Raw genomic sequence first — 23,287 nt, 5'->3', positions numbered from 1 at the left:
ATAAAGAGTTAAAGGTCGCAGTTCATTTGCGTCTTTAACCTTTAAGTAAAAAATATTAAATAAATTTTAGATGAAATTAGATATACTTGCTTTTGGTGCGCATCCTGATGATGTTGAATTGGGTTGTGCAGGAACCATTTTGAAAGAAATCTCTTTAGGGAAAACGGTTGGAATTATTGATTTGACCCGTGGAGAATTAGGAACTCGCGGTTCAGCTGAAATAAGAGATCAGGAAGCAAATGCTGCTGCAAAAATCCTTGGTGTTTCAGCGCGTGAAAATTTAGAAATGCGCGATGGTTTTTTTGTCAATGACGAAAAGCACCAATTGGAAATTATAAAAATGATTCGCAAGTATCAACCGGAAATTGTTTTGTGCAATGCGATAGATGATCGTCATATCGATCATGCAAAGGGAAGCAAATTGGTTTCGAATGCCTGCTTCTTGTCTGGATTAATAAAGATTGAAACTTCATTGGAAGGAGAGCAGCAAAAGGCCTGGCGACCAAAATTAGTGTATCATTACATACAATGGAAAAACATAGAGCCAGATTTCGTTGTTGATATTACTGGTTTCACCGATAAAAAAATTGAGTCGATTTTGGCTTACGGTTCACAGTTTTATGATGCAAATTCTAATGAACCGGAGTCACCAATTTCGAGTAAAAACTTCCTGGAAAGCCTGAATTACCGATCCAGAGATTTAGGAAGGCTCACCGGAGTAGATCATGCGGAAGGATTTACTGTAGAAAGATATTTGGCAGTCAATAGCTTAGGAGATTTAATGTAAATTTCATGTAATTTTACAAAAAAAATATTTGCAGAAGTAAACTTATGTCGTATATTTGCCACCGCTAAGCAAATGGTGGTTGTAGCTCAGTTGGTTAGAGCATCGGTTTGTGGTACCGAGGGTCGCGGGTTCGAGCCCCGTCTTCCACCCAGAAAGCAAAAGCTTCGAAGAAATTCGGGGCTTTTTTTGTGGGATAAAGTTTCGTGAAAGTATAGCAATTATTTTATTGGCGTGAATATTGTAAAAGGGAATGAAGACGGCATTGCACTTAAATATACTACTTACGATTTCACCAGTAACCCCGGTGCCGTTGTAGTTTTCCGGGCAGACATTCTTGTTTCGGGTTATAATAGTTGTTTTACATAAAACGTGTTTTCTTTTGTGTATCTTTGGGCACATTACGTAGTTAAATCAAACGAATATATACTTTCAAAATTTTAAATATTATTTACATAATTTAATGAAAAACGAGAAAATCAATACTAAAATTCTTAAAACCAATTACGTTCCGACTGCCGAATTTTATAGCCAAATAATAGATAGTTTACATGATTACTCGATTTTTACTCTTGACAATGACTTTATAATTAATAGCTGGAGTTCCGGTTCGACCAAAATATTTGGTTATGAGCCAGACCAAGTTATAGGACAGCATTTTGATATTATTTTTACTGATGAAGATATAAAAAATGGTATTCCGCAAACAGAAATTAAAGCGGCATTAATAGAGGGAAGAGCTACTGATAACAGGTGGCATATATGTAAGGACAGAAGTGAATTTTATGCTAATGGTTTGGTTTTCCCGCTGATTGGAATCGATGGTGAGATGTTAGGTTACGTAAAAATCCTGCGGGATTTGACTGAGAGAAAGAAATCTGAGGATGCCATAAAAAAATATATAAAAGAACTGGAAGATCTTAACTCGCACAAAGAGAACGTTCTTGCAATTGTTTCCCATGATTTAAGAAGTCCGTTGTCTGGAATTATTGGAACGGCAGAATATTTGAAAACAAACCTAGACCGATTAGAAACCACCAAGGCAAAAGAAATGCTTAATTTGCTTCACAAAACCGCGGTAGATGAATTAAACATGCTAGACAATCTAGTGGAATGGGCCAGAATAAAATATGCCTCGGAAGTATTTTCTCCGTCAAAAATTAATCTCTTTGATTATGTACAAAAAGTTTTTAAATCTTTGAAGGAATCGGCATCTTTAAACAACATACATCTTATTAATGAAATTGAAGCTAATACCACTGTTTTTGCAGATGGGAAAATGCTTTTTTCTGTTTTTCAAAATATTGTTTCTAATGCTATTAAGCATTCGTTACCTGACGGGGAAATTATCATTTTGGCGAAAATTGAGGCTGAAATTGCCATAATTCAAATAAAGGATTCCGGAACGGGAATGTCTAAAGAGGTGCAAGAGAAACTTTTTACTCCCCAAATGAGTACGCTATCTAAAGCAAGGAAAGATAACAAAGGTGCCGGAATTGGACTTTTATTGGTCAAGGGATTTTTAGAGCGAAATGACGGTAAAATATGGGTTGAAAGTGTTGAAGGAAACGGGACTTCATTTTATTTTACATTGCCTATTGAGGAATCTTTGTATAAAATTGACAGTGCGGATAAAATAGAATTTGACGCGTAAGTTTAGTTTTATTAGTTTATAAAAAAAGAGCTTTGAATCACTTCAAAGCTCTTTTTTTATGGGTTATGCACAAGGGATATCAGTGGAAATCCTTTATTGTCTTGTTTTTTAACGAGACAATAAAGATTGTAACGTATAGCCCGACCACGCTGTAACGTTAGTGAAAGCGCAGATGTGCCCAAATATTCAATCTATTTTTTGTCCACAATAGGTCTTTCGGCGCGGTTTGCCAGTTCCCAGGCGGTTACAAACGCAAATTGAGCTCTTTTGGTTAACGCATCGTATTCAATTTTGTCCGCGCTGTCCGTTGGTTTGTGGTAATCAGCATGAACTCCGTTGAAAAGGAATACAGATGGAACACCATTTTTAGCAAAGTTGTAGTGGTCCGAACGCTCATAAAAATGGTTTGGATCTTTAGGATTGTTGTATTTATAATCTAAATTAAGTTGCGTGTATTTAGTGTTTGCGATGGTGCAAATGTTGTGTAAATCAGTTGATAATCGGTTTGCGCCAATTACATAAACATAATTATTGCTGTCGGCGTGGGCTTCATCACGACGGCCTATCATATCAATATTGATGTCAGTAATGGTGTTTGCTAACGGAAACAACGGATTTTCAGAATAGTAACGGGAACCATGTAACCCGTGTTCCTCGCCGGTAACATGAAGAAAAAGGATAGAACGTTTTGGACCATGTCCTGCTTTTTTAGCCATTTGGAAGGCTTGCGCAATTTCTAACAATGCAACAGTCCCAGAACCATCATCATCGGCACCGTTATAAATTTCTCCGTTTTTTGTACCCACGTGATCGTAATGGGCTGAAACTACCACGACTTCATTTGGTTTTTCAGAACCTTCAATGTAAGCCCAAACGTTTTCTGAATCCGGTAAATTTTCATTGCGCTTACCGTTCAGAAAAGCAGCCGGAATTTTTTGGTAGAAGTCAGAAGCTCCGGTAGGGAAGCTGATATCGTTTTTTTTGTATTGATTGACAAGGTAAACGCCCGCTTTTTTCTGACCTGCTGAACCAGTTTCGCGGCCTTCCATTTCGTCTGAAGCTACGATGTACAGGTGTGTTTTTAGTTCTTCAGCGGTAATTGTATTCATGTAATTTGTTGGGTCAACATGAGTGGTACTTACTTTTTGAGTAATACTTATTTTTTGAGTAGTACAGCTTATGGTTAATGCGACCATGAAACCTAATAAAGGGATTTTTTTCATTTTTTAATGTAAATTAATAAAGGTGTAAATAACAAAGATTGATAATATGATAATAATCAGCACGAAGTTAATAAAAAATAACAAACTGCTTTTTAAGAAAGATATTAAGCGGGTTTCACCATAAAAACGATGATGCGCGGGATAGAAATAATATATCATCCATCCGATACCAATAAAATTAACCAGAAACCGAATTAGAGAAATGAAACTCGATTCTGAAATTGGTGTCAGTCCTTTGTTAATGAGGAACAGTAACAAAAAAATTAGTAGTAAAAAGGAAAAGTAATGTAAGGTAAAAATACCGTGATCAAAGTAATACCAGCGTTTTTTATTATGGAAAAGCCATAGAAAAAAAGCAAATATTGGCATGAATACAAACAGAACTTTGGGTAAATTATGGGTGAAGGTGCGAACGAATTTTTCAATAATTTCGCTTTGTGTGTTTTTCTCTTTAACTAATTGGAATTTTTTAATTATCCAATAACTGAAATCAGATAGCTTTTCTGATTCCGGAGCATTTTTTTGGATAGAGTCCAGTTGTTCCACGGAGGCGTATCCAAAATTAAATAAGTGATCTTCTTCTTCTGAATCCGTTTGGTTCTTTTTAATGGAATCATTTTTAGATAAAATATTTTGAAATGATTTATTTTTAGTGGTAATGCTAGAAACCTTTTCGCCCGTATTTTCGGAGGAATTGATCTCACTTGGGAAAATGGTAATCAATAAAAAAGTGATAAAGCTTATAAAGATATACAATCGAACTGGAGCCAAATAAGACAATCGTTTTCCCGAAAGGTATTCTTTAGTTAGTGCGGCAGGTTTGAATAAAAGATTTTTTATGGTGCGCCAAAAAGCGTTTTCATAATGTGTTAAATCCTCAAAAAAGTGAATAAAGAGATGGTAAAACGTCTTTCGGGTATCAGTGTTTTCTTGTCCACAATTTGGACAGAATTTATTTTCTACTAAGTATCTGCAGTTAAGGCAGGTTTTGTCGTTTCGGATTTTACTTTTAGACATAAACAAACAGTATAAATTCCAGATTTTTTGTTACATTTTAATTTATAAATCTAACAAAAAAACCGAACTTATACTGTTTTTAAAAACTTATATTTTCTGCGTTATTTTAAAACTTCTTTTAGGAAAGAATTCATACGCTCCCACGAACGTTTAGCAGCTTTTTCGTTATAAGCGGCACCTTTTGAATTATCGTTTCCAGCTTCTATTTCAGTAAAGGCATGTACTGAATTTGCGTAATAAATCATTTCCCAGTCTGCTTTACTATCTCTCATTTCTTTTTGAAATGCGGCTACTTCTGCAGCTGGAACATACGTATCATCTGCGCCGTGTAATACTAATATCTCTGCAGTTATTGGATTGTTTATTCGGGAAGCATCACGACCTAAACCTCCGTGAAAAGAAACTGCACCTTGAATTTTCATTCCTGCTCTCGCCGCTTCAAGTGCTCCTGTTCCCCCAAAACAGTATCCAATCACTACAATATTGTCTGGGTTAGCACCCGCTTTCACTAACTGATCCAAAGCCAATTGTATGCGTAGTTGATAATTCGCTATATTACTTTTGTAAAAACCAGCTTGTTTAGCAGCCTCTTGTGTGTTAGTTGGGTAGTTTCCTTCACCATAGATATCTGCCACAAACGCATAGTAGCCCATTTTTGACAGTTTTTCTGCTGATTGTTTGGAATGCGTATCGATTCCTTTCCAAGCGGGAATGATTAAAATTCCGGGTTTGGTTTTGCTTCCTTTTTTGGGACCAGTTGAAAGTCCATTTAATTTTTGATTTCCATCCGTGTATTTTACGGCTTTTAATTGTGCAAATGCACTACTGGAAAATAATAATAACCCTAAAAAGGTAAAGAAAATATTTTTCATATTGTATTTTTTATTTTTACAAATGTCTCAATTAATTTGTCCTAAAATTAAGACTTTGATTTTTTTATCTTATGACAGTATTTTTAATTCTTATTATCAAGAGTACAGCAATTATTCTCCCGGATGGTAGGTCTTTTCGGCATTTTTTTGCACGTCTTCTTTATAGAATAATATGTTTTTAAATTGTCCTTTTTGGTACATTTCAGCCTGATCGTAAAAATGTTTTGATTTTAAATCACCGCTGTTTCCACCTGCCAGTAAAGACTTAGCTATTATTTTAGATCCAAATTCGACTGCGCACACAAAACTGTTGCCGTTAGTTCCGTAGCGTTTTTTAGTATTTTTTTGATAGTTGCTTTTAAAAGCGGGTAAACTTCCCCAAAGCGCCGGTCCGTATCCGATAGGTAAACTTTCCAAAGCATCGTCACAAACCATTGTTATTTCACCGGAAGTTCTCTGGAAACGGTTGATTTCTCCCCAAGGAATTTGCCAAGTTCCAAATTTAATTTTCATTTCGTTTACCACCATTTGCAATTGCGGAATCAATTGATTTGGAAAAGCATTTTTCGCAAAATTACGGGTGTTCTCTACTTGGTCCAATTCTCCTTCATTAGTGTATACTTTTTGAATAATTGGATCTAATTTATAAGCCCATTCCACAGCTAAGGTTGTTGCGACAGAATTTTCCCTGCTGTAATAATCCCAATTTTTCAAAAGGGTTATCGGTTCTAATAGTGCTGCGTAAAGCGGATCTGCGGCAGTGATATTTTTCTCAAAACTGGAAATCAACGATGGAATTAAAAATTCGAAAGCCGTCAGTTTCGTGTCGTAACCATCAGTAATTACTTTGTCTAATGTATACTGATTGCCTTTACTCAATAATCGAACAGCATTTAGTCCTCTAAAACTTTCTCCGTCCGGGGCCATGTACGGTAAATAGTTTTCTTCTTTTGGACTGTTATCACCCGCCACGGTATATGGTGTAGAGTTGCAGTTTTGCAACCAGCCGTTTATGGGATTGTAGGAATGAACCGTTTCTGAAACTTCGTGTAAGCCTTTCCATTGTGTTGCTGGTGTTGTGCCGTCCATCACTTTTGACCAATTAAGTTTTTTGTCCCGAATTGGGACAAAATTCCCATGCCAGTATGCAATATTTCCTTCTTTATCGGCATAAACGGTGTTGTTTGATGTATTGGCTTTCAAATCCATTGCCTTTTTATAATCTTCAAAACTTTTCGATTTAGTTCTCACCCAACTTTGTTCCAGTCCTTTCATCGAACGATTATTCGATCTTAAGCTTATCCATTTTCCGTCTCTTTTGGCCATGATTGGACCGTGATTGGTATAATACGTATTGAATGTTTTGGGAATGAGTTTCCCGTTTTCCAGATACTTGATAATTATTTTTTTTTCGATAACTGGAACTAATTTGTTGTCGTATTCGTAAAATAGTTTGTTGTTATTAGTCACTATTTTCTCAGCATATATATCCGCAACATCCACATTTGACGAGGTATGCATCCAACCGCAATTTTCGTTAAATCCTTGGTAAATGAAAAATTGCCCCCAAGTCACTGCTCCATAGGCGTTCAATCCTTCTTCGCTACTCATTTGTATTTCTGGTCTAAAATAAAAAGTGGTATGCGGATTAATGTATAAAATTGCATTTCCAGACGCCGTTTTTGATGGAGCAATTGCAAATCCGTTAGAACCTGTTTGCACATCTTTTTCACGTTCTATGTACGACACTTTATCGGTGTTTCCGGAGTAAAAAGCTTTCAATTCTCCGGTAGAAAGATCAGCGGTACTAATGGCTCCAATACTTCCATCGGTCCAAAGTAATGGAAACCAAGGTTCGAAATGAGTCAGCAAAGCGGGTTTTACTTCGGGGTGATTGTGTAGGTAAAAGTTGATTCCGTCCGCGTAACTGCTTAATAATTTTTTTAACCAAGGTGCTGCTTTTTTATAATCGGCTTTGGCTTCTTCGGTATCAATCAAAAGTTTTATTTCCAAATCATTATATAAAACCGACTGTCCTTTGATTTCGGAAAGGCGTCCCAGTTTTTCGATATAATTCATTTCTACCCGTTTGAAATCATCTTCACATTGCGCGTACAGCATTCCAAAAACTGCATCTGCATCGGTTTTGCCATATACATGCGCAATTCCCCAGTTGTCTCTGATAATTGTTACTTTTTGCGATAGTTTTTTTAGTCTTTCTATTTCTTGATTTGATATCTTTTGTGCAAACATGGAAAAACTAAAACAAATAACTAAAATTGTTAATGGCAAATCATTCTTGTAATATTTCATTTTATTGAATTTTAAATTTTTGACCTTCAGTGTAAACAGCCATTTCAAGGCTTTTGATACTTACTAAATTTTCTTTTTTAGATTTGGCGATTCCTTTTGGTTTTTTAACGACAATAACTTCGCTTGAGCCAACAATTTCGATTTCTTTATTGCGAACAATCAAGGCGGTACTTTCGTCAACGCCAATTCCGATATGAGTTGGAAATTCAACTAAAGCAGACAGTAAGCGATTATATCGGCTTCTTTTTAGAAAATGCTGATCGATAATTACGTTTTTGACAAGTCCCAAGCCTGTAGTTGTTTCCAAATTGTCATATCGAATATTGTTAAAAGTTTCGCTATATTTGGATTCTAATTTTTGATTTCCTGTAATCATGTGTTCACACATAACTGCGGCTCCTGCACTTGTTCCGGCAATTGTACTTCCATTTTCGTACGCACGGTGAATTGCTGTATATAAAGGAGTGTTTTTCACTACGTTCATGAAGCGAGATTGATCGCCTCCGCTGATGAAAATTAGTTTGGCATTTTGCAACGAATCGTTCAATACTTTATTTGTAGCTGTTGTTTTGTCGAAATTCAGCATAATAATTGGATTCGTGGTCAGTTTTTCGAATTGTTTTTTGAAATAAATGTAAGCACTGTCCGGTTCCTCGCTCGACATTGGTAACACGACAATATAATCGTTTTTTTGCAATTCAGATAGGTTTACTAATTGTGTCATCATTGCATCAGAACGTTGTCCTCCTCCAATGATGAATAATTTTCCCTTCAATTTTTGAGCTTGCAAAGTTCCAAAAGATAGAAATAAAAGCGTGCCAATAACAAATTTAAAATAGAGTAGGGAGTGAGTCGGTTCCTTCATGAATTATTTTTTGGAGATTAAGTCGGCATTTGAATAATAATTAGAGAGAAACGTTTCTTTTAAAAGCGCAGCCCAATTCAATTATGGAATCGGTTTTGGCAATACCGGGAATATTGTCTATTTTTTCGTACAGGACTTTTCGCATGTGTTCGTGATCTTTGGCTATGATTTTTATGTAAAGGGTAAAAGATCCGGTAATATAGTAACATTCTGTTATTTCCGGAATTTTTTTCAGTTCTTCAATAATTCTATCAGAGTCCTGATCTTTATTTAACGTAATTCCCGTAAAAGATCCCCAATCATACCCCACTTTTTTTTCATTGATTACTGGTTTTATCCCTGTAAGTATTCCTTGTTCCATCAATCTGTGGATGCGTTGATGCACCATGGTATTTGATATTTTTAGATTGGCTGCAATGGCTGAATATGCCATTCTTCCATCTTTTTCTAATTCTTTAATAATATTGATATCAAATTCGTCTACTATGTCCATGTTGGTTTAATTATAAATAATGCTCTTATGTTTGTATAAAAGTACTTATTTTTATTTAATTCGGAATATGTCTTTAAATTGGTTCCAGAATTCTTAAATGACTTATTTTAATCTAAATTAAATAAATATTTTTACATAAGATCTTTTTAAAAGTCAAAATATTTATTTTATTGGTAAATTAAAAAAAAACAGTAATTTTGTTTTTTCAAATAGTAAATTCGAAATATCATGACACATACAGAGCAAAACCTGTCTTCAAAATCTGAAGCGTTGATAGCAAAAGAGAATCAATACGGTGCGCACAATTACCATCCATTACCTGTGGTTTTAGAAAAAGGCGAAGGCGTTTATGTCTGGGATGTCGATGGAAAGAAATATTTTGATTTTCTATCAGCATATTCCGCCGTTAATCAAGGGCATTGTCATCCGAAAATTGTTGGTGCTATGATAAAACAAGCACAAACATTGACCTTGACTTCACGTGCTTTTCATAATGATCAATTAGGACCTTTTGAAGAATATGTAACCAAGTATTTTGATTTTGATAAAGTATTGCCAATGAATACTGGTGCAGAAGCTGTGGAAACCGCTTTGAAATTATGTCGAAAATGGGCGTATGAGGTAAAAGGAATTCCTGAAAATCAAGCACAAATTATCGTTTGTGAAAACAATTTCCACGGAAGAACAACAACTATCATTTCATTTTCGAATGATGAAAATGCACGTAAAAGCTTTGGACCATTCACAGAAGGATTTATTAAAATCCCATATGATGATGTTGAAGCATTGGAGGACGTATTGAAATCAACTTCAAATATTGCAGGATTTTTAGTCGAGCCTATTCAAGGTGAAGCTGGAGTGTATGTTCCCTCTGAAGGATATTTAGCAAAAACGAAAGCGCTTTGTGAGGCACATAATGTTTTATTTATTGCAGATGAAGTACAAACGGGAATCGCGAGAACCGGAAGATTATTGGCAACTTGTGGAAATTGTGAATGCAAAAAAGGTTGTGAAAACAATCCGGAAGTAAAACCGGATATTCTTATTTTAGGTAAAGCTATTTCAGGTGGTGTTTACCCAGTTTCGGCAGTTTTAGCGAATGATCATATTATGAACGTAATTAAGCCGGGACAACACGGATCTACTTTTGGAGGAAATCCTATTGCTGCTGCTGTTGCCATTGCAGCGCTTGAAGTGGTAAAAGAGGAAAATTTGGCGCAAAATGCCGCTTACTTAGGTGAAGTTTTAAGAACTGGACTTAACGAGATCGCCTCCAGAAATCCTTTAATTACATTGGTTAGAGGAAAAGGATTATTGAATGCCATAGTTATCAACAGTGATGAAGAATCCGATTTAGCTTGGGATATTTGTATGAAATTTAGAGATTATGGGTTATTGGCAAAGCCAACACACGGAAACAAAATTAGATTTGCTCCGCCATTAGTAATTACGGAATCTCAAATACACGAATGTTTGGCTATTATTGAAAGAGCTTTAAACGATTTCAGATAATGGGAAAAACGATAAAATTAATAAAGAACCGATCTGATATTGGTGCAGGTACGCGAGGATCTGACTTAGGGATTGATGCTATAGAGATTGCAGCAATTAATAAGAACAGTGATTATTTTAATCAATTTGAGTTTGAAGATGTTAAAACGCATAATGAATCCATATATGATAAAAATCGAAGTTCTTCAGCTAAAAGAATTGAGCACGTTGTGGAGCAATGCACTAGGGTTTGTAATGCGGTAAAGAAAAATATTGAAGGGAATTATTTTCCAATTGTATTATCGGGAGATCATTCTTCGGCATTAGGAACGTTAAGCGGAATCAAAGCGGCGTATCCTGAGCAAAATATTGGCGTATTTTGGATTGATGCGCATGCCGATTTGCATTCGCCTTACACTTCACCATCTGGAAATATTCATGGAATGCCATTGTCTGCTGCCCTTGGCGATGATAATTTGAGTTGTCAGAATAACGAAGTTCCCTCTGAAACACAACAGCATTGGGAGGATATGAAAAATATTGGCTTTAAAGGACCAAAAGTTTTGGCTGAAAATCTGATTTATTTTGGTGTGCGTGATACTGAAGAAGAGGAGGACAAGCAAATTGAAAAATTGCATATCAAAAATTATAAAGTTGATGAAGTAAGGTATCGAGGTTTGCAGAAATGTGTCGCTGAAGCGTTGTCTAAATTATCGCACTGTGAGGTATTATATATTTCTTTTGATGTGGATTCCATGGATTGTGATATGATTTCTTGTGGAACAGGAACGCCGGTTCCTAAAGGTTTTGATCAATATGAAATTATAGCAATCATCAATCAGATTATCCAAACCAAAAAAGTGGTTTGTATCGAATTTGTGGAGGTTAATCCATTATTGGACACCAAAGGAAATAAAATGGCAGAAACTGCATTTGAAGTTTTAGAGTCCATAACTTCAGAACTTGTTAATCCTGTTGAATAGTTTTTTTAGAATTTATAAAAAAGCCCGAAATCAAAATTGATTTCGGGCTTTTTAATTAATGGTTTTTTCTAATAGTATGGAATTGTATTAGCCTCCGTAACCAGGATTTTGACTGATTTTACTATTTGTATCCATCTCTCTTAGCGGAATAGGAAATACCAATAAGTTGTCATTATATGGAATCAATTTCGTTCCGTCTGCAAAAACATCAATTGAAGCCTTTGTTCTTTTTAAATCGTGAATGGCAAAACCTTCCATGGCTAATTCTAATTGGCGTTCTCTTAAAATAGTAGCTAAGGAAATGGTTAGAAAATTTGTAGCATTTGCACGAGTTCTCAGTAAATTAACGTCAGCTAATGGTGTATTTCCAACAAAAGTTCCAGCTCTGAAATTGGATTCTGCTCGAATCAGGTACATTTCAGCCAAACGAATTAAGGGAACATCGCCAAATTGATTGGTATATTTAGAAGTCAATCTTCTTCCATTGTCTGGATTGATGTAATTAAAGTTTCGTCTTTCGTCAGCAGGATCTGTAAATTTAGCTAAATAAGTAGATCTGATTTCGATATCGCCTCCACGTCCACCATTGTTTTCAGAAGCATATAAAATTGTCATTTCATTTTCTCCAGTTTGTTTTGTGATTTGGATTGCAAAAATATCCTCACTTTGGTTTACATCGTGGTTGAAAGCGTTGGCATATTTTGTAGATAATGAGCGTCCGCTGTTTTTTATTACATCATCAGCCGCATCTCTGGCAGCTATATAATTCCCTTGTTGAAGGTAGACTCTTGCTAATAAAGCTTTCGCAGCATATTTATCAGCATAAAAACTATTGTTTTCCGGAAGGTCATTGTAAGCCAGATTCAAACCTGAGATTATTACCGCGTACACTTCGGCAACAGTGCTTCTTTCTTTTGCTAAATCAACAGTGAAATCATAGATTGCATTTGGTCGGATAACTACACCCAATTGTGTATTTGTCTGACCTGCTTCGTATGGTTTTGCAAAGAAACGAACCAAATCAAAGTACGCCATTGACCTTAAGAAATTGGCTTCAGCAACCATTGTCGCCTTTTTTTCCGGATCTGGTACTTTATCTATATTTTCAATAACAGTATTGGCCGCATTTATTATTTGATAGTTTCTGGCATAAATTTGTTGAACAAAAGCGTTGTTTACAAGAATACTTTTAGAATACATTTGTCGGCATTCGCCAAAAGTACCTCTCCATCTAAAGTCAGTAGTTGCAGTTATACCAGTTTGTGCCAATAAATCAGCAGAAGTCAATATTCTGCCTCCATAAACATCGCCGTCAGCCGCGGTAGCATAAGTGCCTGTTAGTATGTTAGTAATACCGGTTTCAGTGCTTAATGTTACTGTTGCATCTTCATTTTGTTTCGGATCAATTTCTAATTCATTATCACAACTTGCAAAAAAAGTAGCGAAAAGAATAAATAAGATTAATTTATTTGATTTCATTTTTTTTAATTTTTAAAAATTAATATTTACTCCTAAAGCAATTGTTCTTGCAGGTGGTGCCGAATAAAATTCTTCTCCAATACCCGCATCATCTCTTCTTGCTTCTGGGTCATAACCAGAATAGTTTGTGAATGTAAGCAAGTTGACACCCGTTGCGTAAAGGCGTACGCTGCTCATTCCGAGTTCTTTTATAGCACTTCCTGATAAAGAATATCCTATTGTTAGATTTCTTAAACGAACAAAATCAGATTTGTCCAAAAATCGTGTTGATTCTCCAGTTCCGTTACTTCCGTACAATCTGGCTTGCGGAACATTAGTAATATCGCCAGGATTTTGCCAACGATCCAATTGATCAATCGTTTGGTTGTCAAAATAATCAGCAGCAACCGATTGATATTTTCCTGCTGAGTTGTAAATGCTAGCTCCCCATTCTCCTTGGAAAGTGAAAGACAAGTCAATTCCTTTATAGTTTATGGTGTTGGTCATACCAGTCATCAATGTTGGGAAAGGATTTCCGGAAACAACTCTTGAAGCCTCAGCATAATCATTAGTTGTTGATTTATCCAAAGATCCATCATCATTACGGGTATTTTTTACATACAATGCATCACCGTTAGCAGGATCAACTCCAGCATATTCTGCCAAGAAAAAGGAAGATATATTTTCTCCAACTCTGTTAATCGTAAATGCACCAATGATATCTTTATTATTGTTTGGCATGGACACTACTTCAGATTCATTAGTTGTAATGTTAAAGCTGGTATTCCATTTAAGATTCGCCGACTCAATGTTTTTTGTATTTAAAGTAAATTCAACTCCGCTACTTTGTACTTCACCAATGTTTTGATTGATAGATGTCGCACCAGAGCTTAATGCTAATGGTACACTAAACAGTAATCCATTGGTATTTTTTTTGTAGTAATCAGCTTCGACACTGATTCGGTTTACTAAACCAAATTCAACACCAAAATCGATTTGAGTAGACTTTTCCCAAGTAAGATTATCATTTCCTGCTTGAGAAAAAGAAAGTCCTGATTTTAAGTTATAAGGATTTGAGCCGTATAATTGGCGGGAAGCAAAATTGCCTAATTCTGCATTTCCTAATTTACCCCAACTTCCTTTTAATTTTAAAAAAGTTAAAGTAGTATTGTCTTTTAAGAAACTTTCTTCTGAAATAATCCAACCAGCTGAAAAAGCTGGAAAAGTACCAAATCTTTCGTTTTTACCAAATCGAGAAGAACCATCACGACGAATACTTGCTTTGAAAATGTATTTGTCATCAAATGAATAGGTGATTCTACCAAACTGAGAAACAAAAGTGTAATCTGTTTCATTACCTGATCCTGCAGAAACTTCTGCTCCACCGTCTACAGTTTGAAAAGAGTCATTTGGAAAATAAATACTAGTTACACTTTGAAACCTGCGATTAAATTTATTGAACTCCACACCGGCAACGGCATTAATATCATGTTTCTCGCCAAAAGTTTTGTCAAAGGTTAAATAATTACTGTAAATGTACGTCTCGTTATTTACAGAAGTGGCGAAAGCTTCACCATCAGTAGCCATAAAAGGAGAATCTTTCCCATACCAAGCATCTTCTGTCTGCGACAAAAGGTCATAAGAAAAATCAGAATTTACTTTTAAAGAAGGGATAATCTTAAATTCTCCATACACTTTTCCTGTAACTCTTCTCATTAATGTTTTCCAAAATGAATTGTCAATCGCTAATAAATAATTCGCATATAAAGTATTTGGATTAGCAGTACCGTCCTCAAAACGATCTGGAGACAATGGTGATTGTGCTACGGCTTGTAATGGAGTCGTGAAAGAGTTATCATCCTGAATACGATCAATTTCTGATCTAGAGAAACTTAAATTCATCCCAGCAGTAAAGCGGTCTGAAACTTTGTGGGAAACATTTGTACGAGCGGTAATTCGTTCTAATGCATTGCTATTTATAATTCCTGTTGTATTGTTGTATGCGCCAGAGAAGAAATATCTGGTATTTGCATCTCCCCCTGATACTGAGAAATCAGCATCGGTATTAAATCCGTCTTGAAACGCAGTATTCTGCCAATCAGTGTCTACTTCTCTATTTCTCCAATCTGTACCTTGTGCCAAGAAATCGAAAGTATCTTCGGCTTCAACAGCATCGCCAAGTCCATTGATAGAAGCTTCTGTAAAAAGTTCGATGTATTGATCCGCGTTCAGGAATTTTCTTTTGTTTGTAGCCTGACTAACTCCTTGTGAAAGATTGATCGAAAACGTTCCTTTGCCTTCTTTTCCTCTTTTAGTAGTTATCAATACCACACCATTTGCTCCTCTGGCACCATAAATTGCGGCTGATGATGCATCTTTTAGCACATCAATAGATTCAATCTCGTTTGGGCTCAAGGTTAATAATGGGTTGGTTGGTGCGCCATTACTGGATTCATTTGTTGTTACCAAAGGAATTCCATCCAAAACATACAATGGTTGTGTCCCGGCACTGATACTGGCGGCACCACGTACACGAATGTTTATGCCTCCATCCACTTTACCGTTGGTTTGTGTGATTTGAACTCCAGCCAATTTACCAACTAAAGCATTTTGCACATTCGATACCGGAATCTGTTGGATATCTTTAGCTGTTACACGAGCAATATTATCCGTTAATTTCTTTTTGCTTTGGGTTCCATAACCCACAACAACGACTGTTTCTAATTGATTTGACGCGTCACCAAGCTTTATCAGCATAGAAGAAGATCCTGAAATTTCTACAGTTTTCATCCCCACGAAACTGACGATTAAAATTTGTCCCTTTTTTGCATTTATGGTAAAATCTCCATCGAAATTAGTTTGTGCACTAATTGTTGTTCCCTTAACAATAATGTTAGCGCCGGGTACTGGTAGTCCGCCCATGTCAGTCACTTTACCGGACAAGGTACTTTCTTGAGCAAATGTCAATTGCACGGACAGTACAATTAGTAAACTCAAAAATTGTTTGAATTTCATTTTCATTTTGGTTTGGTTTAAGATTAATTGAGTCAAATATCCAAATAAAATGTTAATTATATTTCATTATACTTAATAAAAATGTTTGTATGTTGTTTTATTATTGAAAATTTAATTTTTATTGAATAAAAAAACAGAATTCATAAAAATATCTTATCAACAAATTAAATTTTGACTCGCTGTAGGCAGTGTAACAGTTATGAGTAACAAAAATCAAATTAAAAAGCATTTGGAAACTCTTGAATAGACTTGTTAAGAAATTTACTGGCACAACATATTTATTGAAGTAGTAAACAGACTCTACATCATATATTTTACTTAATTAGTCACGTTTCAGATAAATGAGAAAATTTTCATTTAGTTCAAAAATGTTCATCTTGATGTTCTCACGGATGATTGTAAAGATTAATTCTTAATTTTCGAATCTTATTTTAGTAACAAATAAACATGGAAGCGTAAATAAAGTTGTAAATTTTTTTGACTTACCTAGCGTTTAAGAATACAAAAAGAAAGTATTGGATAATGTCACTTCAAACATCTCTTTTCAAGGATCATCTTTATAGATTTTGGCCTATGCGGTAGTGGCTTTTATCTGTTTGAATGTGAATTTAACGGCTGTTATTACTTATGACCTGATCATTTAACATTTTATGGGACCAATTACTGAAGCCGGTTTTGGTTTGATAATTTATGATTTTAATTGATGTAAAAGATCATTTAAAACTTACCTATCGCCACAATAATGAGTTTGGTGGTTTCTAAAATTTACTTTTATTTGAGTCCTTTAAAAGACACATAATTAGTATTTTTAACAAGAACATGACCCAAAATTTAAGATATTTTTTTGCTTTTTTTTGGAGGGCTCGTTGGAGTGATAGCCATTACAAAGGTAGAAAAAGAAAATCCTATTCCATGAGTTGCCATCGCAACTGCATTAATGCCTCCTTTGAGTACTGCGGGTTATGGCTTAGCTTTGGGAATTTTAGATTTTTTTTTGGTGCGATGTATTTGTACACTATTAATTGTGTTTTCATTTGTATTGCAACCTTTATAATTGTTAAATATTTGAAATACCCACGTGTTAAACAAACCAATTTTAAGACAGAAAAGCGAGTTCGGTAAATAATTTCTTTTTTGACTTTAGCACTGATAGTACCCCGTATTTGTTTTGCATATCAGCTTTTTAAAGAAAAAAAATACAAACAAAAGGTAGAACAATTTTTGAAAGTGGAGTTTTTAGATAAAAGAGATACAGTGCTTTACAAAAAAAAGCAGTTCACTTCAACCCCAAAAAAATAGATATTGCTTTTTTACGAAAAAGGTTGGATAAGGTCGAAATAAAAGGACTGAATGAAAAATTGAAATCGTATGAATTGAATAACATGATATTAAATATTATTCAAGACACAAGCGATTTAAAGCAGGATATTTTAAATGAAATCACTTTTAACACTAAAACCGCGAGCGAAAAAGATTTGATTATTTTCTAGCTTCAAAGTCAAATTACTTCTTTAAAATTTGATAATAATGCTGTTTTAAATGAAACAAAAATACTGTTTCCTGAAATTGAAAATATTGCTACTGCGAATCATGTCTTTAATGAAGATAAGAATACTAAAAAAGTGATTACTGTAGTACTTTATGAAAGTAAAAAAGATCTAAATACCACCGAAAAACAAAAGTTGACTGCATGGCTCAAAAATAAATTCAAAACGGAGGTTGTTGAAATGTATCATAGGCAATAAAGAGATTAAATCTCGGTATTGATTTTATTTTCAAATAAACAGATTTAGTTTTTCTGTAAATATTCAGTAATTTCGTTACAGGTTTGTTTGGCATTTCTGTTTATTCCAATGAGTGTTGCGGATGCATAACCAGTCCAACTGCCGTATCCAGCAAGCCACAATCCGGGAAGTTCAGTTGCTTTGCTTTCTTCAGTTTTTATGATGCCTCTTTCATCTGTTGAAACAATATTTTTCAAAAAAGAGGTCGCATAACCAAAACCGGTACACCAGATTATCGCATCAAAATCTTCTTTGGATCCGTCAGACCAAATCACACCGTTTTCATAAATGTTTTCAAAACTGCCACTTGAAATAAGTACTCCTCTGGATCGAGCTTCCTGAACTGGCGGGACCATTACAATATTTCCCAAATCATAATTGGCCGCATTGAATGGTTTTCCTTCTTTTTCAGCGTTGTATTTGGCGGTTGCCACGTTGAAAAGATAAAACCCGTCCACTTCATCCGGTAAATATTGTGGTGGTTTTCTGGTTGACCATTTCACGGAGGTGACTTTAGAAACTTCGGCTACAATTTGTGCTCCTGAATTACCTTCGCCAACTACCAGTACGTTTAAATTCCTAAACTGCTCTGCATTTTTGTAATGGGCGGAATGGATTTGAATTCCTTTGAAAGTATCTATTCCTTTAATCTTTGGAATAAAAGGATTGTTCCAAGTTCCCGCCGCAGCAATAATTGCTTTTGAAAAATAGATTCCTTTCTTGGTGTAAACTTTGAATACTTTATTTTCAGAAGTTATGTTTTCTACAGTAACGGAGCGCTCTATTGGCAGTTCATAACGCTTTTCATATTGGCACAAATAATCAATTACTTCTTGTTTTAAAGGAAATAGATTTTTAGATTTTGGCATCAACCAGCCCGGCAAAGAACTGTGTTCAGAAGGAGAAAAAAGCGTCAAACTGTCCCAAGCATGAAGCCAAGCACCACCACATTTTTCTTCTTTATCCAAGATTAGAAAGTTGAGTTTATGGCGTCGTAAATAATACCCGCAAGCCAATCCGCTTTGTCCGCTACCAATAACAATAACATCCAGTATTTCTTGCATAATAACGTTACTTTACGTTTGTTGTAGCGTAATATTTTTTTCTTAACCAAAAAGAAACATTAACCAGAATTATCAAGGCGGGAACTTCTACAAGCGGTCCAATAACTCCGGCAAACGCTTGTCCGCTGTTGATTCCAAAAACACCAATGGAAACTGCAATTGCTAACTCAAAATTATTTCCGGATGCCGTGAATGAAAGCGCAACGGCGTCTCTATAATTTGCTCCAATTTTTTTGGAAACAAAGAACATCAGGAAAAACATAATGGTAAAAAAAATGACAAGTGGAATGGCAATTCTAATCACATCTAGTGGCAAGTCGACTATCATTTCACCTTTTAAACTGAACATAATGATGATCGTAAAAAGCAACGCAATCAACGTAATTGGAGAAACAAAAGGAATAAACTTTTGATTGAACCATTTGTCTCCAATGAATTTCTTGATGGTATAACGGCTGATTACTGCTAATGCAAATGGAATCCCTAAATAAATTCCAACTGTAGTAGCAATTTCAGCAATCGTAATATTTAATTCTAACCCTTTTATTCCAATTAATGGCAGCATGATTTCCAAATAGAAATAGGCATACAAACTAAAAAACAACACTTGAAGCAAACTGTTAATTCCAATTAGTCCAGCGGTTAATTCTCTGTTTCCTTCGGCTAATTCATTCCAAACAATTACCATCGCAATGCAAGGCGCAATCCCAATTATGATTAAACCCATCATGTATTCCGGGTAATCTTTCAAAAAGAATGTTGCCAATGAGAACATTAAAAATGGACCAACAATCCAGGTTATAAAAAAAGAAGCAGTCAGTAATTTTGGTTTTTCAAGCATTAATGAAATTTTTGAAAAATCAATTTTAGTCAATGGGGGATACATCATTAATATTAATCCAATTGCCAGTGGAATATTCGTTGTTCCGCTGGAAAAGGAATTGATAAAACCACTGCTGGAAGGTATAAAGTATCCAATGGAAACTCCTATTGCCATTGCCAAAAATATCCAAAGTGTCAAGTAACTGTCGAGAAAGTTTAATCTTTTTTTATGTACTTTCATTAGTATGATTTTATTTTAGAAAAAACATAAAACATTTCGGTTGCAATTTGTAAACTGCGTTCCTTATATTTTTCTTCTTGTTGTGGCGTATTGTCAAATGCTTTTGGATCTTCAAAAGTGATTGGAATACGCTTTTCGGCACCTGCAATAAATGGGCAACCACCATCCGCTTGTGAACAAGTCATAATCGCTGCAAATTCAATTTGTGGATTAAAATCGTCATCATACGTTTTGGAAAAACCAATAATTGGATGTTCATTTTCTCCATATTTTATGGCATAAATCGGATTATTCCCTGCTGCGATGGTTTTAATTTTAAATCCTGATTGTTCCAATGTTTTGGTAACCACAGGAAATAAAGCAGTTGCTTCGGTGCCACCAGAATAACAAAATACATTTTTTATATTGAAATGTGCCGCTGCAGTTTGTGCCCAAACCTGAGACAAATGACTTCTTCTGGAATTGTGGGTGCAGATTAAGTTCAGCCGAATTTCTTGTTCGTTCGTTACTTTATCTTGAATAAAATCAATAAGCGGTTGCAAAACGATTTTACGTGCTGCTGTTATTGTTTCAAAATCCAAAGTACCGATTACTTTTTCTATTTCTGGGAATAGGATGGTTTTGGTTTGTTCCATTTTACCGTTTTAAAATTAACAACAACCTCCACCTGGAATGCAGCTGTTGGTTTGACTAGCGATTTCGGATAACTTCACTTTTTGTTTTTCGATTGGAATGCCACATTGATCCTGGGCCAAACAAGCTGTTTGTTTGTTTAACAAAGTGAATGCTGTTCCGTTAAAACCAATATCGTATTTACCAATCGTTTCTGCTTGAAATTCTACTTCTACTTCATAATCTTCGATACCTAAAATTTTTTCAGATAATTCAATTATATCCAATAATTTTTGCGGTTTTAAGCGGTGTTCGAAATCATTGGCGTCCCATAATTGAAAGTTAACAACGGTTTCTTTTCGAACTTTTTCACCGCAATCAATAAAGTTTTTAGTGATTAAACCCACTTCAGTTACATGAAAATGTTCTGGAACATAAGTTCCGTTCGGCAATACAAAAGCAACGTTGTCCAAGCTGCTCAATTGTTTTTTAATTTCTGATAATTTCATGATTCTTGTAATTTAAAAATTAACAACATTGATTTTTCTTATTTTCTAAATAGTCATTGATGTTTTTAAAAAATCCTTTGATTTTCTCGAAGCCCTCTTCATTTAGGCAGTAGCAAATGGAAGCCCCTTCAAAATTGCCTTTTATGAGTCCGGCATTTTTTAGTTCTTTCAAGTGCTGCGAAACTGTAGGTTGGGCTAGTGGCAGCTCGTTTACAATATCACCGCACACACAACTGTTTACTTTTATTAGATGTTGGATTATGGCAATTCGGGCAGGATGACCAATAGCTTTCGCCAATATTGCCAATTCGTTTTGCTCATCTGTGAAATGCTCTGATTTAGTAATTCCCATCGTTATATATTTATATTGCAATATTACGTTAATAAAAATCAACAGCAAATTTTTTGACGTTAATTTAAAATTAAAAAGCAATGCAATCGAGTAGGAGTGATTAAAATTAAATCCCAATCGCATTACCTTTTAGTTTTGAATGATCTTAAAATTAAGGTGCGATTTGCTCACATAATATATAATGATGAACCCTTTGGGCGTAATTCAATTTGTTTAATTTTTTAACCACATAGAATCATCGATTTTAAAATTATGTAAGGCGTTTTACTTTTTAGTTAAAATCATAGCTATGGAAGCCAAAAATTGGGCTGTCTAACTCTTTTTTTATATGTTTCTATGTAATTCAATTTTTTTATTTAAGATTAATTGAAATTTTCATTAATTACACTCAACGGGTTAATGATAAATACAAAGTCACAATCAGATTTTAGGGTTCAATAATTACCTTCATCGCTTTTTCTTTCGCGGCGTTTCCAAAAACTTCATAGGCTTTTAGGATTTCGTCTAATTTAAAATGATGGGTAATTAGTTTGGCGGGTTCCAATTTTCCAGAGGAAACTGTTTTCAGTAGCATTGGAGTAGTATTTGTATTTACCAACCCCATTGTTATTGTAATATTTTGAATCCACAAATCTTGAATTTGCAGTTCTACCGGTTTTCCATGTACTCCAATATTTGCAATGTGACCACCGGGGCGAACAATTTTTTGGCATATATCGAAAGTAGCGGGAATTCCAACTGCTTCAATAGCTACATCAACGCCATCTTTAGTTTCGGCTAATATTCTTTTTAAGACATCTTCTTTTGCTGAATTGATCGTATCTGTGGCGCCAAATTTTTCGGCCATTTTCAAACGATTTTCATCCATATCAATCATGTAAATTTTGGAAGGCGAATAAAACTGGGCAGTAAGCAAGGCTGACATTCCTATAGGTCCAGATCCTACAATTGCAATGGTATCTCCGGGTTTTACGCCGCCATTAATCACGCCGATTTCATGTCCTGTAGGTAAAATATCGCTTAGCATTACCAAAGCTTCTTCGTCAGCGCCTTTTGGTATAAGATGGAGACTATTATCTGCATGAGGAATACGAACATATTCTGCCTGAGTACCGTTTATAAGGTTTCCTAATATCCAGCCACCATCCTCACAATGAGCGTACATTTGTTTTTTGCAATATTCGCAGGATCCATCAGAAGTGATGCAGGAAATAATTACATGGTCTCCTTTTTTAAAATTCCTAACGGAAGTTCCAATTTCTTCAATTACTCCAACTCCTTCGTGTCCCAATGTTGTTCCTGGTTTTACCGATGGGGTTTTTCCATGTAAAATTCCCAAGTCTGTTCCGCAAATCGTGGTTTTAAGTATTTTTACCAATACATCGGTCTCTTTTTCGATTTTAGGTAGTGGGACGTCTTTTAATTGTATTTTTCCAGGACCGTCATAAACTAGAGCTTTCATTGTTTTAGTCTTAACCATTTTACTTTTATTTGAGAGTTGTTTATCCATTATTGGACAGGCTTTAAGTATATTAAATCTTGTTATCTAAAAAAAGATTAGAATTAATTATAACTATTTTGTGTTAATTAATGATTTCCTAATCAAGGGAATTATGGTTGAAAGTTCGTTTGCTTGCTTGTTAAATTCTATGATATAAATCATTTTTTTAAATAAATATTTCGATCTATTTATATTGGTATTTTTCGTCGAAAGCTCATATTTTAATTTAGTACA

At 35.0% G+C, this 23,287-nt stretch carries 19 protein-coding genes and 1 tRNA gene; 6 read left to right on the top strand and 14 right to left on the bottom strand.

The genetic code is table 11. The annotated features are described in order from the left end of the window. Nucleotides 1-70: 70 nt before the first annotated feature. The 3 genes from bshB1 (at nt 71) to ACP7AQ_RS10735 (ending at nt 2,438) form a co-directional block, all read left to right on the top strand. Nucleotides 71-787 carry a bacillithiol biosynthesis deacetylase BshB1 gene (gene bshB1 / locus ACP7AQ_RS10745; RefSeq protein ID WP_426092741.1) on the top strand — a complete coding sequence of 239 codons (717 nt, stop codon included), beginning with the start codon at nt 71-73 and terminating at the stop codon, nt 785-787. 74 nt (nt 788-861) lie between these two features. Then, nucleotides 862-937 (top strand) — tRNA-His (locus ACP7AQ_RS10740). Nucleotides 938-1,247: 310 nt separating this feature from the next. Then, nucleotides 1,248-2,438 (top strand): PAS domain-containing sensor histidine kinase, encoded by a 1,191-nt coding sequence (locus ACP7AQ_RS10735; protein WP_426065295.1) that lies wholly within the window; start codon nt 1,248-1,250, stop codon nt 2,436-2,438. Nucleotides 2,439-2,629: 191 nt separating this feature from the next. Here ACP7AQ_RS10735 and ACP7AQ_RS10730 read toward each other — a convergent pair whose 3' ends face one another. The 6 genes from ACP7AQ_RS10730 to ACP7AQ_RS10705 all read right to left on the bottom strand — a co-directional run bounded on the left by ACP7AQ_RS10730 (nt 2,630) and on the right by ACP7AQ_RS10705 (nt 9,221). Then, nucleotides 2,630-3,661: a M28 family metallopeptidase gene (locus tag ACP7AQ_RS10730; RefSeq protein WP_426095447.1), complete on the bottom strand. Its 1,032-nt coding sequence runs from the start codon at nt 3,659-3,661 to the stop codon at nt 2,630-2,632. Between the two features lie 3 nt (nt 3,662-3,664). Continuing rightward, the gene (locus ACP7AQ_RS10725; protein WP_426095446.1) at nt 3,665-4,678 is read right to left on the bottom strand and encodes a DUF3667 domain-containing protein; all 1,014 of its coding nucleotides are present in this window, start codon (nt 4,676-4,678) and stop codon (nt 3,665-3,667) included. Between the two features lie 101 nt (nt 4,679-4,779). Beyond that, nucleotides 4,780-5,550 carry a dienelactone hydrolase family protein gene (locus tag ACP7AQ_RS10720; protein ID WP_426095445.1) on the bottom strand — a complete coding sequence of 257 codons (771 nt, stop codon included), beginning with the start codon at nt 5,548-5,550 and terminating at the stop codon, nt 4,780-4,782. Between the two features lie 111 nt (nt 5,551-5,661). Continuing rightward, nucleotides 5,662-7,863, bottom strand: coding sequence for a penicillin acylase family protein (locus ACP7AQ_RS10715; RefSeq protein ID WP_426095444.1), 2,202 nt, complete (start codon nt 7,861-7,863; stop codon nt 5,662-5,664). 1 nt (nt 7,864) lies between these two features. Next, nucleotides 7,865-8,728 (bottom strand): cyanophycinase, encoded by an 864-nt coding sequence (locus ACP7AQ_RS10710; RefSeq protein WP_426095443.1) that lies wholly within the window; start codon nt 8,726-8,728, stop codon nt 7,865-7,867. Nucleotides 8,729-8,768: 40 nt separating this feature from the next. Then, nucleotides 8,769-9,221 carry an Lrp/AsnC family transcriptional regulator gene (locus tag ACP7AQ_RS10705; RefSeq protein WP_426065303.1) on the bottom strand — a complete coding sequence of 151 codons (453 nt, stop codon included), beginning with the start codon at nt 9,219-9,221 and terminating at the stop codon, nt 8,769-8,771. 228 nt (nt 9,222-9,449) lie between these two features. Between ACP7AQ_RS10705 and rocD the strand changes: the two genes are divergently transcribed. Both rocD and ACP7AQ_RS10695 read left to right on the top strand, forming a co-directional pair. Continuing rightward, a complete protein-coding gene (gene rocD / locus ACP7AQ_RS10700) occupies nt 9,450-10,733 on the top strand; it encodes an ornithine--oxo-acid transaminase (protein ID WP_426092735.1) in 1,284 nt (427 codons plus the stop codon). Beyond that, nucleotides 10,733-11,695 carry an arginase gene (locus tag ACP7AQ_RS10695; protein ID WP_426095442.1) on the top strand — a complete coding sequence of 321 codons (963 nt, stop codon included), beginning with the start codon at nt 10,733-10,735 and terminating at the stop codon, nt 11,693-11,695. The genes rocD and ACP7AQ_RS10695 overlap by 1 nt, the downstream gene beginning before the upstream one ends. Nucleotides 11,696-11,782: 87 nt before the next feature. On the opposite strand, the gene ACP7AQ_RS10690 is transcribed toward ACP7AQ_RS10695, so the two are convergent. Both ACP7AQ_RS10690 and ACP7AQ_RS10685 read right to left on the bottom strand, forming a co-directional pair. Next, the gene (locus ACP7AQ_RS10690) at nt 11,783-13,174 is read right to left on the bottom strand and encodes a RagB/SusD family nutrient uptake outer membrane protein (RefSeq protein WP_426095441.1); all 1,392 of its coding nucleotides are present in this window, start codon (nt 13,172-13,174) and stop codon (nt 11,783-11,785) included. A 12-nt stretch (nt 13,175-13,186) separates the two neighbouring features. After that, nucleotides 13,187-16,174, bottom strand: a complete 2,988-nt coding sequence (locus ACP7AQ_RS10685) for a SusC/RagA family TonB-linked outer membrane protein (RefSeq protein ID WP_426095440.1) — start codon at nt 16,172-16,174, stop codon at nt 13,187-13,189. A gap of 931 nt (nt 16,175-17,105) precedes the next feature. On the opposite strand from ACP7AQ_RS10685, the gene ACP7AQ_RS10680 reads away from it, so the two are divergent. Continuing rightward, on the top strand, nt 17,106-17,222 hold the full coding sequence (locus tag ACP7AQ_RS10680) for a hypothetical protein (RefSeq protein WP_426095439.1): 117 nt from the start codon (nt 17,106-17,108) through the stop codon (nt 17,220-17,222). A 735-nt stretch (nt 17,223-17,957) separates the two neighbouring features. On the opposite strand, the gene ACP7AQ_RS10675 is transcribed toward ACP7AQ_RS10680, so the two are convergent. The 6 genes from ACP7AQ_RS10675 to ACP7AQ_RS10650 form a co-directional block, all read right to left on the bottom strand. After that, the gene (locus ACP7AQ_RS10675) at nt 17,958-19,016 is read right to left on the bottom strand and encodes an ArsO family NAD(P)H-dependent flavin-containing monooxygenase (RefSeq protein ID WP_426095438.1); all 1,059 of its coding nucleotides are present in this window, start codon (nt 19,014-19,016) and stop codon (nt 17,958-17,960) included. Between the two features lie 7 nt (nt 19,017-19,023). Next, complete coding sequence (gene arsB, locus ACP7AQ_RS10670; RefSeq protein ID WP_426095437.1) at nt 19,024-20,079, bottom strand: ACR3 family arsenite efflux transporter; 1,056 nt, start codon at nt 20,077-20,079, stop codon at nt 19,024-19,026. Next, a complete protein-coding gene (locus ACP7AQ_RS10665; protein ID WP_426095436.1) occupies nt 20,079-20,714 on the bottom strand; it encodes a low molecular weight phosphatase family protein in 636 nt (211 codons plus the stop codon). The genes arsB and ACP7AQ_RS10665 overlap by 1 nt, the downstream gene beginning before the upstream one ends. A gap of 15 nt (nt 20,715-20,729) precedes the next feature. Then, nucleotides 20,730-21,200 (bottom strand): DUF6428 family protein, encoded by a 471-nt coding sequence (locus ACP7AQ_RS10660; RefSeq protein ID WP_426095435.1) that lies wholly within the window; start codon nt 21,198-21,200, stop codon nt 20,730-20,732. A gap of 19 nt (nt 21,201-21,219) precedes the next feature. Next, the gene (locus tag ACP7AQ_RS10655) at nt 21,220-21,552 is read right to left on the bottom strand and encodes an ArsR/SmtB family transcription factor (protein ID WP_426095434.1); all 333 of its coding nucleotides are present in this window, start codon (nt 21,550-21,552) and stop codon (nt 21,220-21,222) included. Nucleotides 21,553-21,979: 427 nt separating this feature from the next. Beyond that, complete coding sequence (locus tag ACP7AQ_RS10650; protein WP_426095433.1) at nt 21,980-23,062, bottom strand: zinc-dependent alcohol dehydrogenase family protein; 1,083 nt, start codon at nt 23,060-23,062, stop codon at nt 21,980-21,982. Nucleotides 23,063-23,287: the final 225 nt, after the last annotated feature.

This window comes from Flavobacterium sp. DSR2-3-3 (assembly GCF_049896585.1).
Lineage (GTDB): Bacteria > Bacteroidota > Bacteroidia > Flavobacteriales > Flavobacteriaceae > Flavobacterium.
Note: the sequence above shows the minus strand (reverse complement) of the source record. Positions and strands in the feature narration are given on the sequence as shown.

Coding starts and splice junctions, on each gene's coding strand:
- ACP7AQ_RS10660 (WP_426095435.1), bottom strand. CDS start 21,200: ATGAAATTATCAGAAATTAAAAAACAATTGAGCAGCTTGGACAACGTT.
- ACP7AQ_RS10665 (WP_426095436.1), bottom strand. CDS start 20,714: ATGGAACAAACCAAAACCATCCTATTCCCAGAAATAGAAAAAGTAATC.
- ACP7AQ_RS10725 (WP_426095446.1), bottom strand. CDS start 4,678: ATGTCTAAAAGTAAAATCCGAAACGACAAAACCTGCCTTAACTGCAGA.
- bshB1 (WP_426092741.1), top strand. CDS start 71: ATGAAATTAGATATACTTGCTTTTGGTGCGCATCCTGATGATGTTGAA.
- ACP7AQ_RS10650 (WP_426095433.1), bottom strand. CDS start 23,062: ATGGATAAACAACTCTCAAATAAAAGTAAAATGGTTAAGACTAAAACA.
- ACP7AQ_RS10690 (WP_426095441.1), bottom strand. CDS start 13,174: ATGAAATCAAATAAATTAATCTTATTTATTCTTTTCGCTACTTTTTTT.
- arsB (WP_426095437.1), bottom strand. CDS start 20,079: ATGAAAGTACATAAAAAAAGATTAAACTTTCTCGACAGTTACTTGACA.
- ACP7AQ_RS10705 (WP_426065303.1), bottom strand. CDS start 9,221: ATGGACATAGTAGACGAATTTGATATCAATATTATTAAAGAATTAGAA.
- ACP7AQ_RS10655 (WP_426095434.1), bottom strand. CDS start 21,552: ATGGGAATTACTAAATCAGAGCATTTCACAGATGAGCAAAACGAATTG.
- ACP7AQ_RS10715 (WP_426095444.1), bottom strand. CDS start 7,863: ATGAAATATTACAAGAATGATTTGCCATTAACAATTTTAGTTATTTGT.
- ACP7AQ_RS10680 (WP_426095439.1), top strand. CDS start 17,106: ATGCCTCCTTTGAGTACTGCGGGTTATGGCTTAGCTTTGGGAATTTTA.
- ACP7AQ_RS10735 (WP_426065295.1), top strand. CDS start 1,248: ATGAAAAACGAGAAAATCAATACTAAAATTCTTAAAACCAATTACGTT.
- ACP7AQ_RS10730 (WP_426095447.1), bottom strand. CDS start 3,661: ATGAAAAAAATCCCTTTATTAGGTTTCATGGTCGCATTAACCATAAGC.
- ACP7AQ_RS10675 (WP_426095438.1), bottom strand. CDS start 19,016: ATGCAAGAAATACTGGATGTTATTGTTATTGGTAGCGGACAAAGCGGA.
- ACP7AQ_RS10695 (WP_426095442.1), top strand. CDS start 10,733: ATGGGAAAAACGATAAAATTAATAAAGAACCGATCTGATATTGGTGCA.
- ACP7AQ_RS10710 (WP_426095443.1), bottom strand. CDS start 8,728: ATGAAGGAACCGACTCACTCCCTACTCTATTTTAAATTTGTTATTGGC.
- ACP7AQ_RS10685 (WP_426095440.1), bottom strand. CDS start 16,174: ATGAAAATGAAATTCAAACAATTTTTGAGTTTACTAATTGTACTGTCC.
- rocD (WP_426092735.1), top strand. CDS start 9,450: ATGACACATACAGAGCAAAACCTGTCTTCAAAATCTGAAGCGTTGATA.
- ACP7AQ_RS10720 (WP_426095445.1), bottom strand. CDS start 5,550: ATGAAAAATATTTTCTTTACCTTTTTAGGGTTATTATTATTTTCCAGT.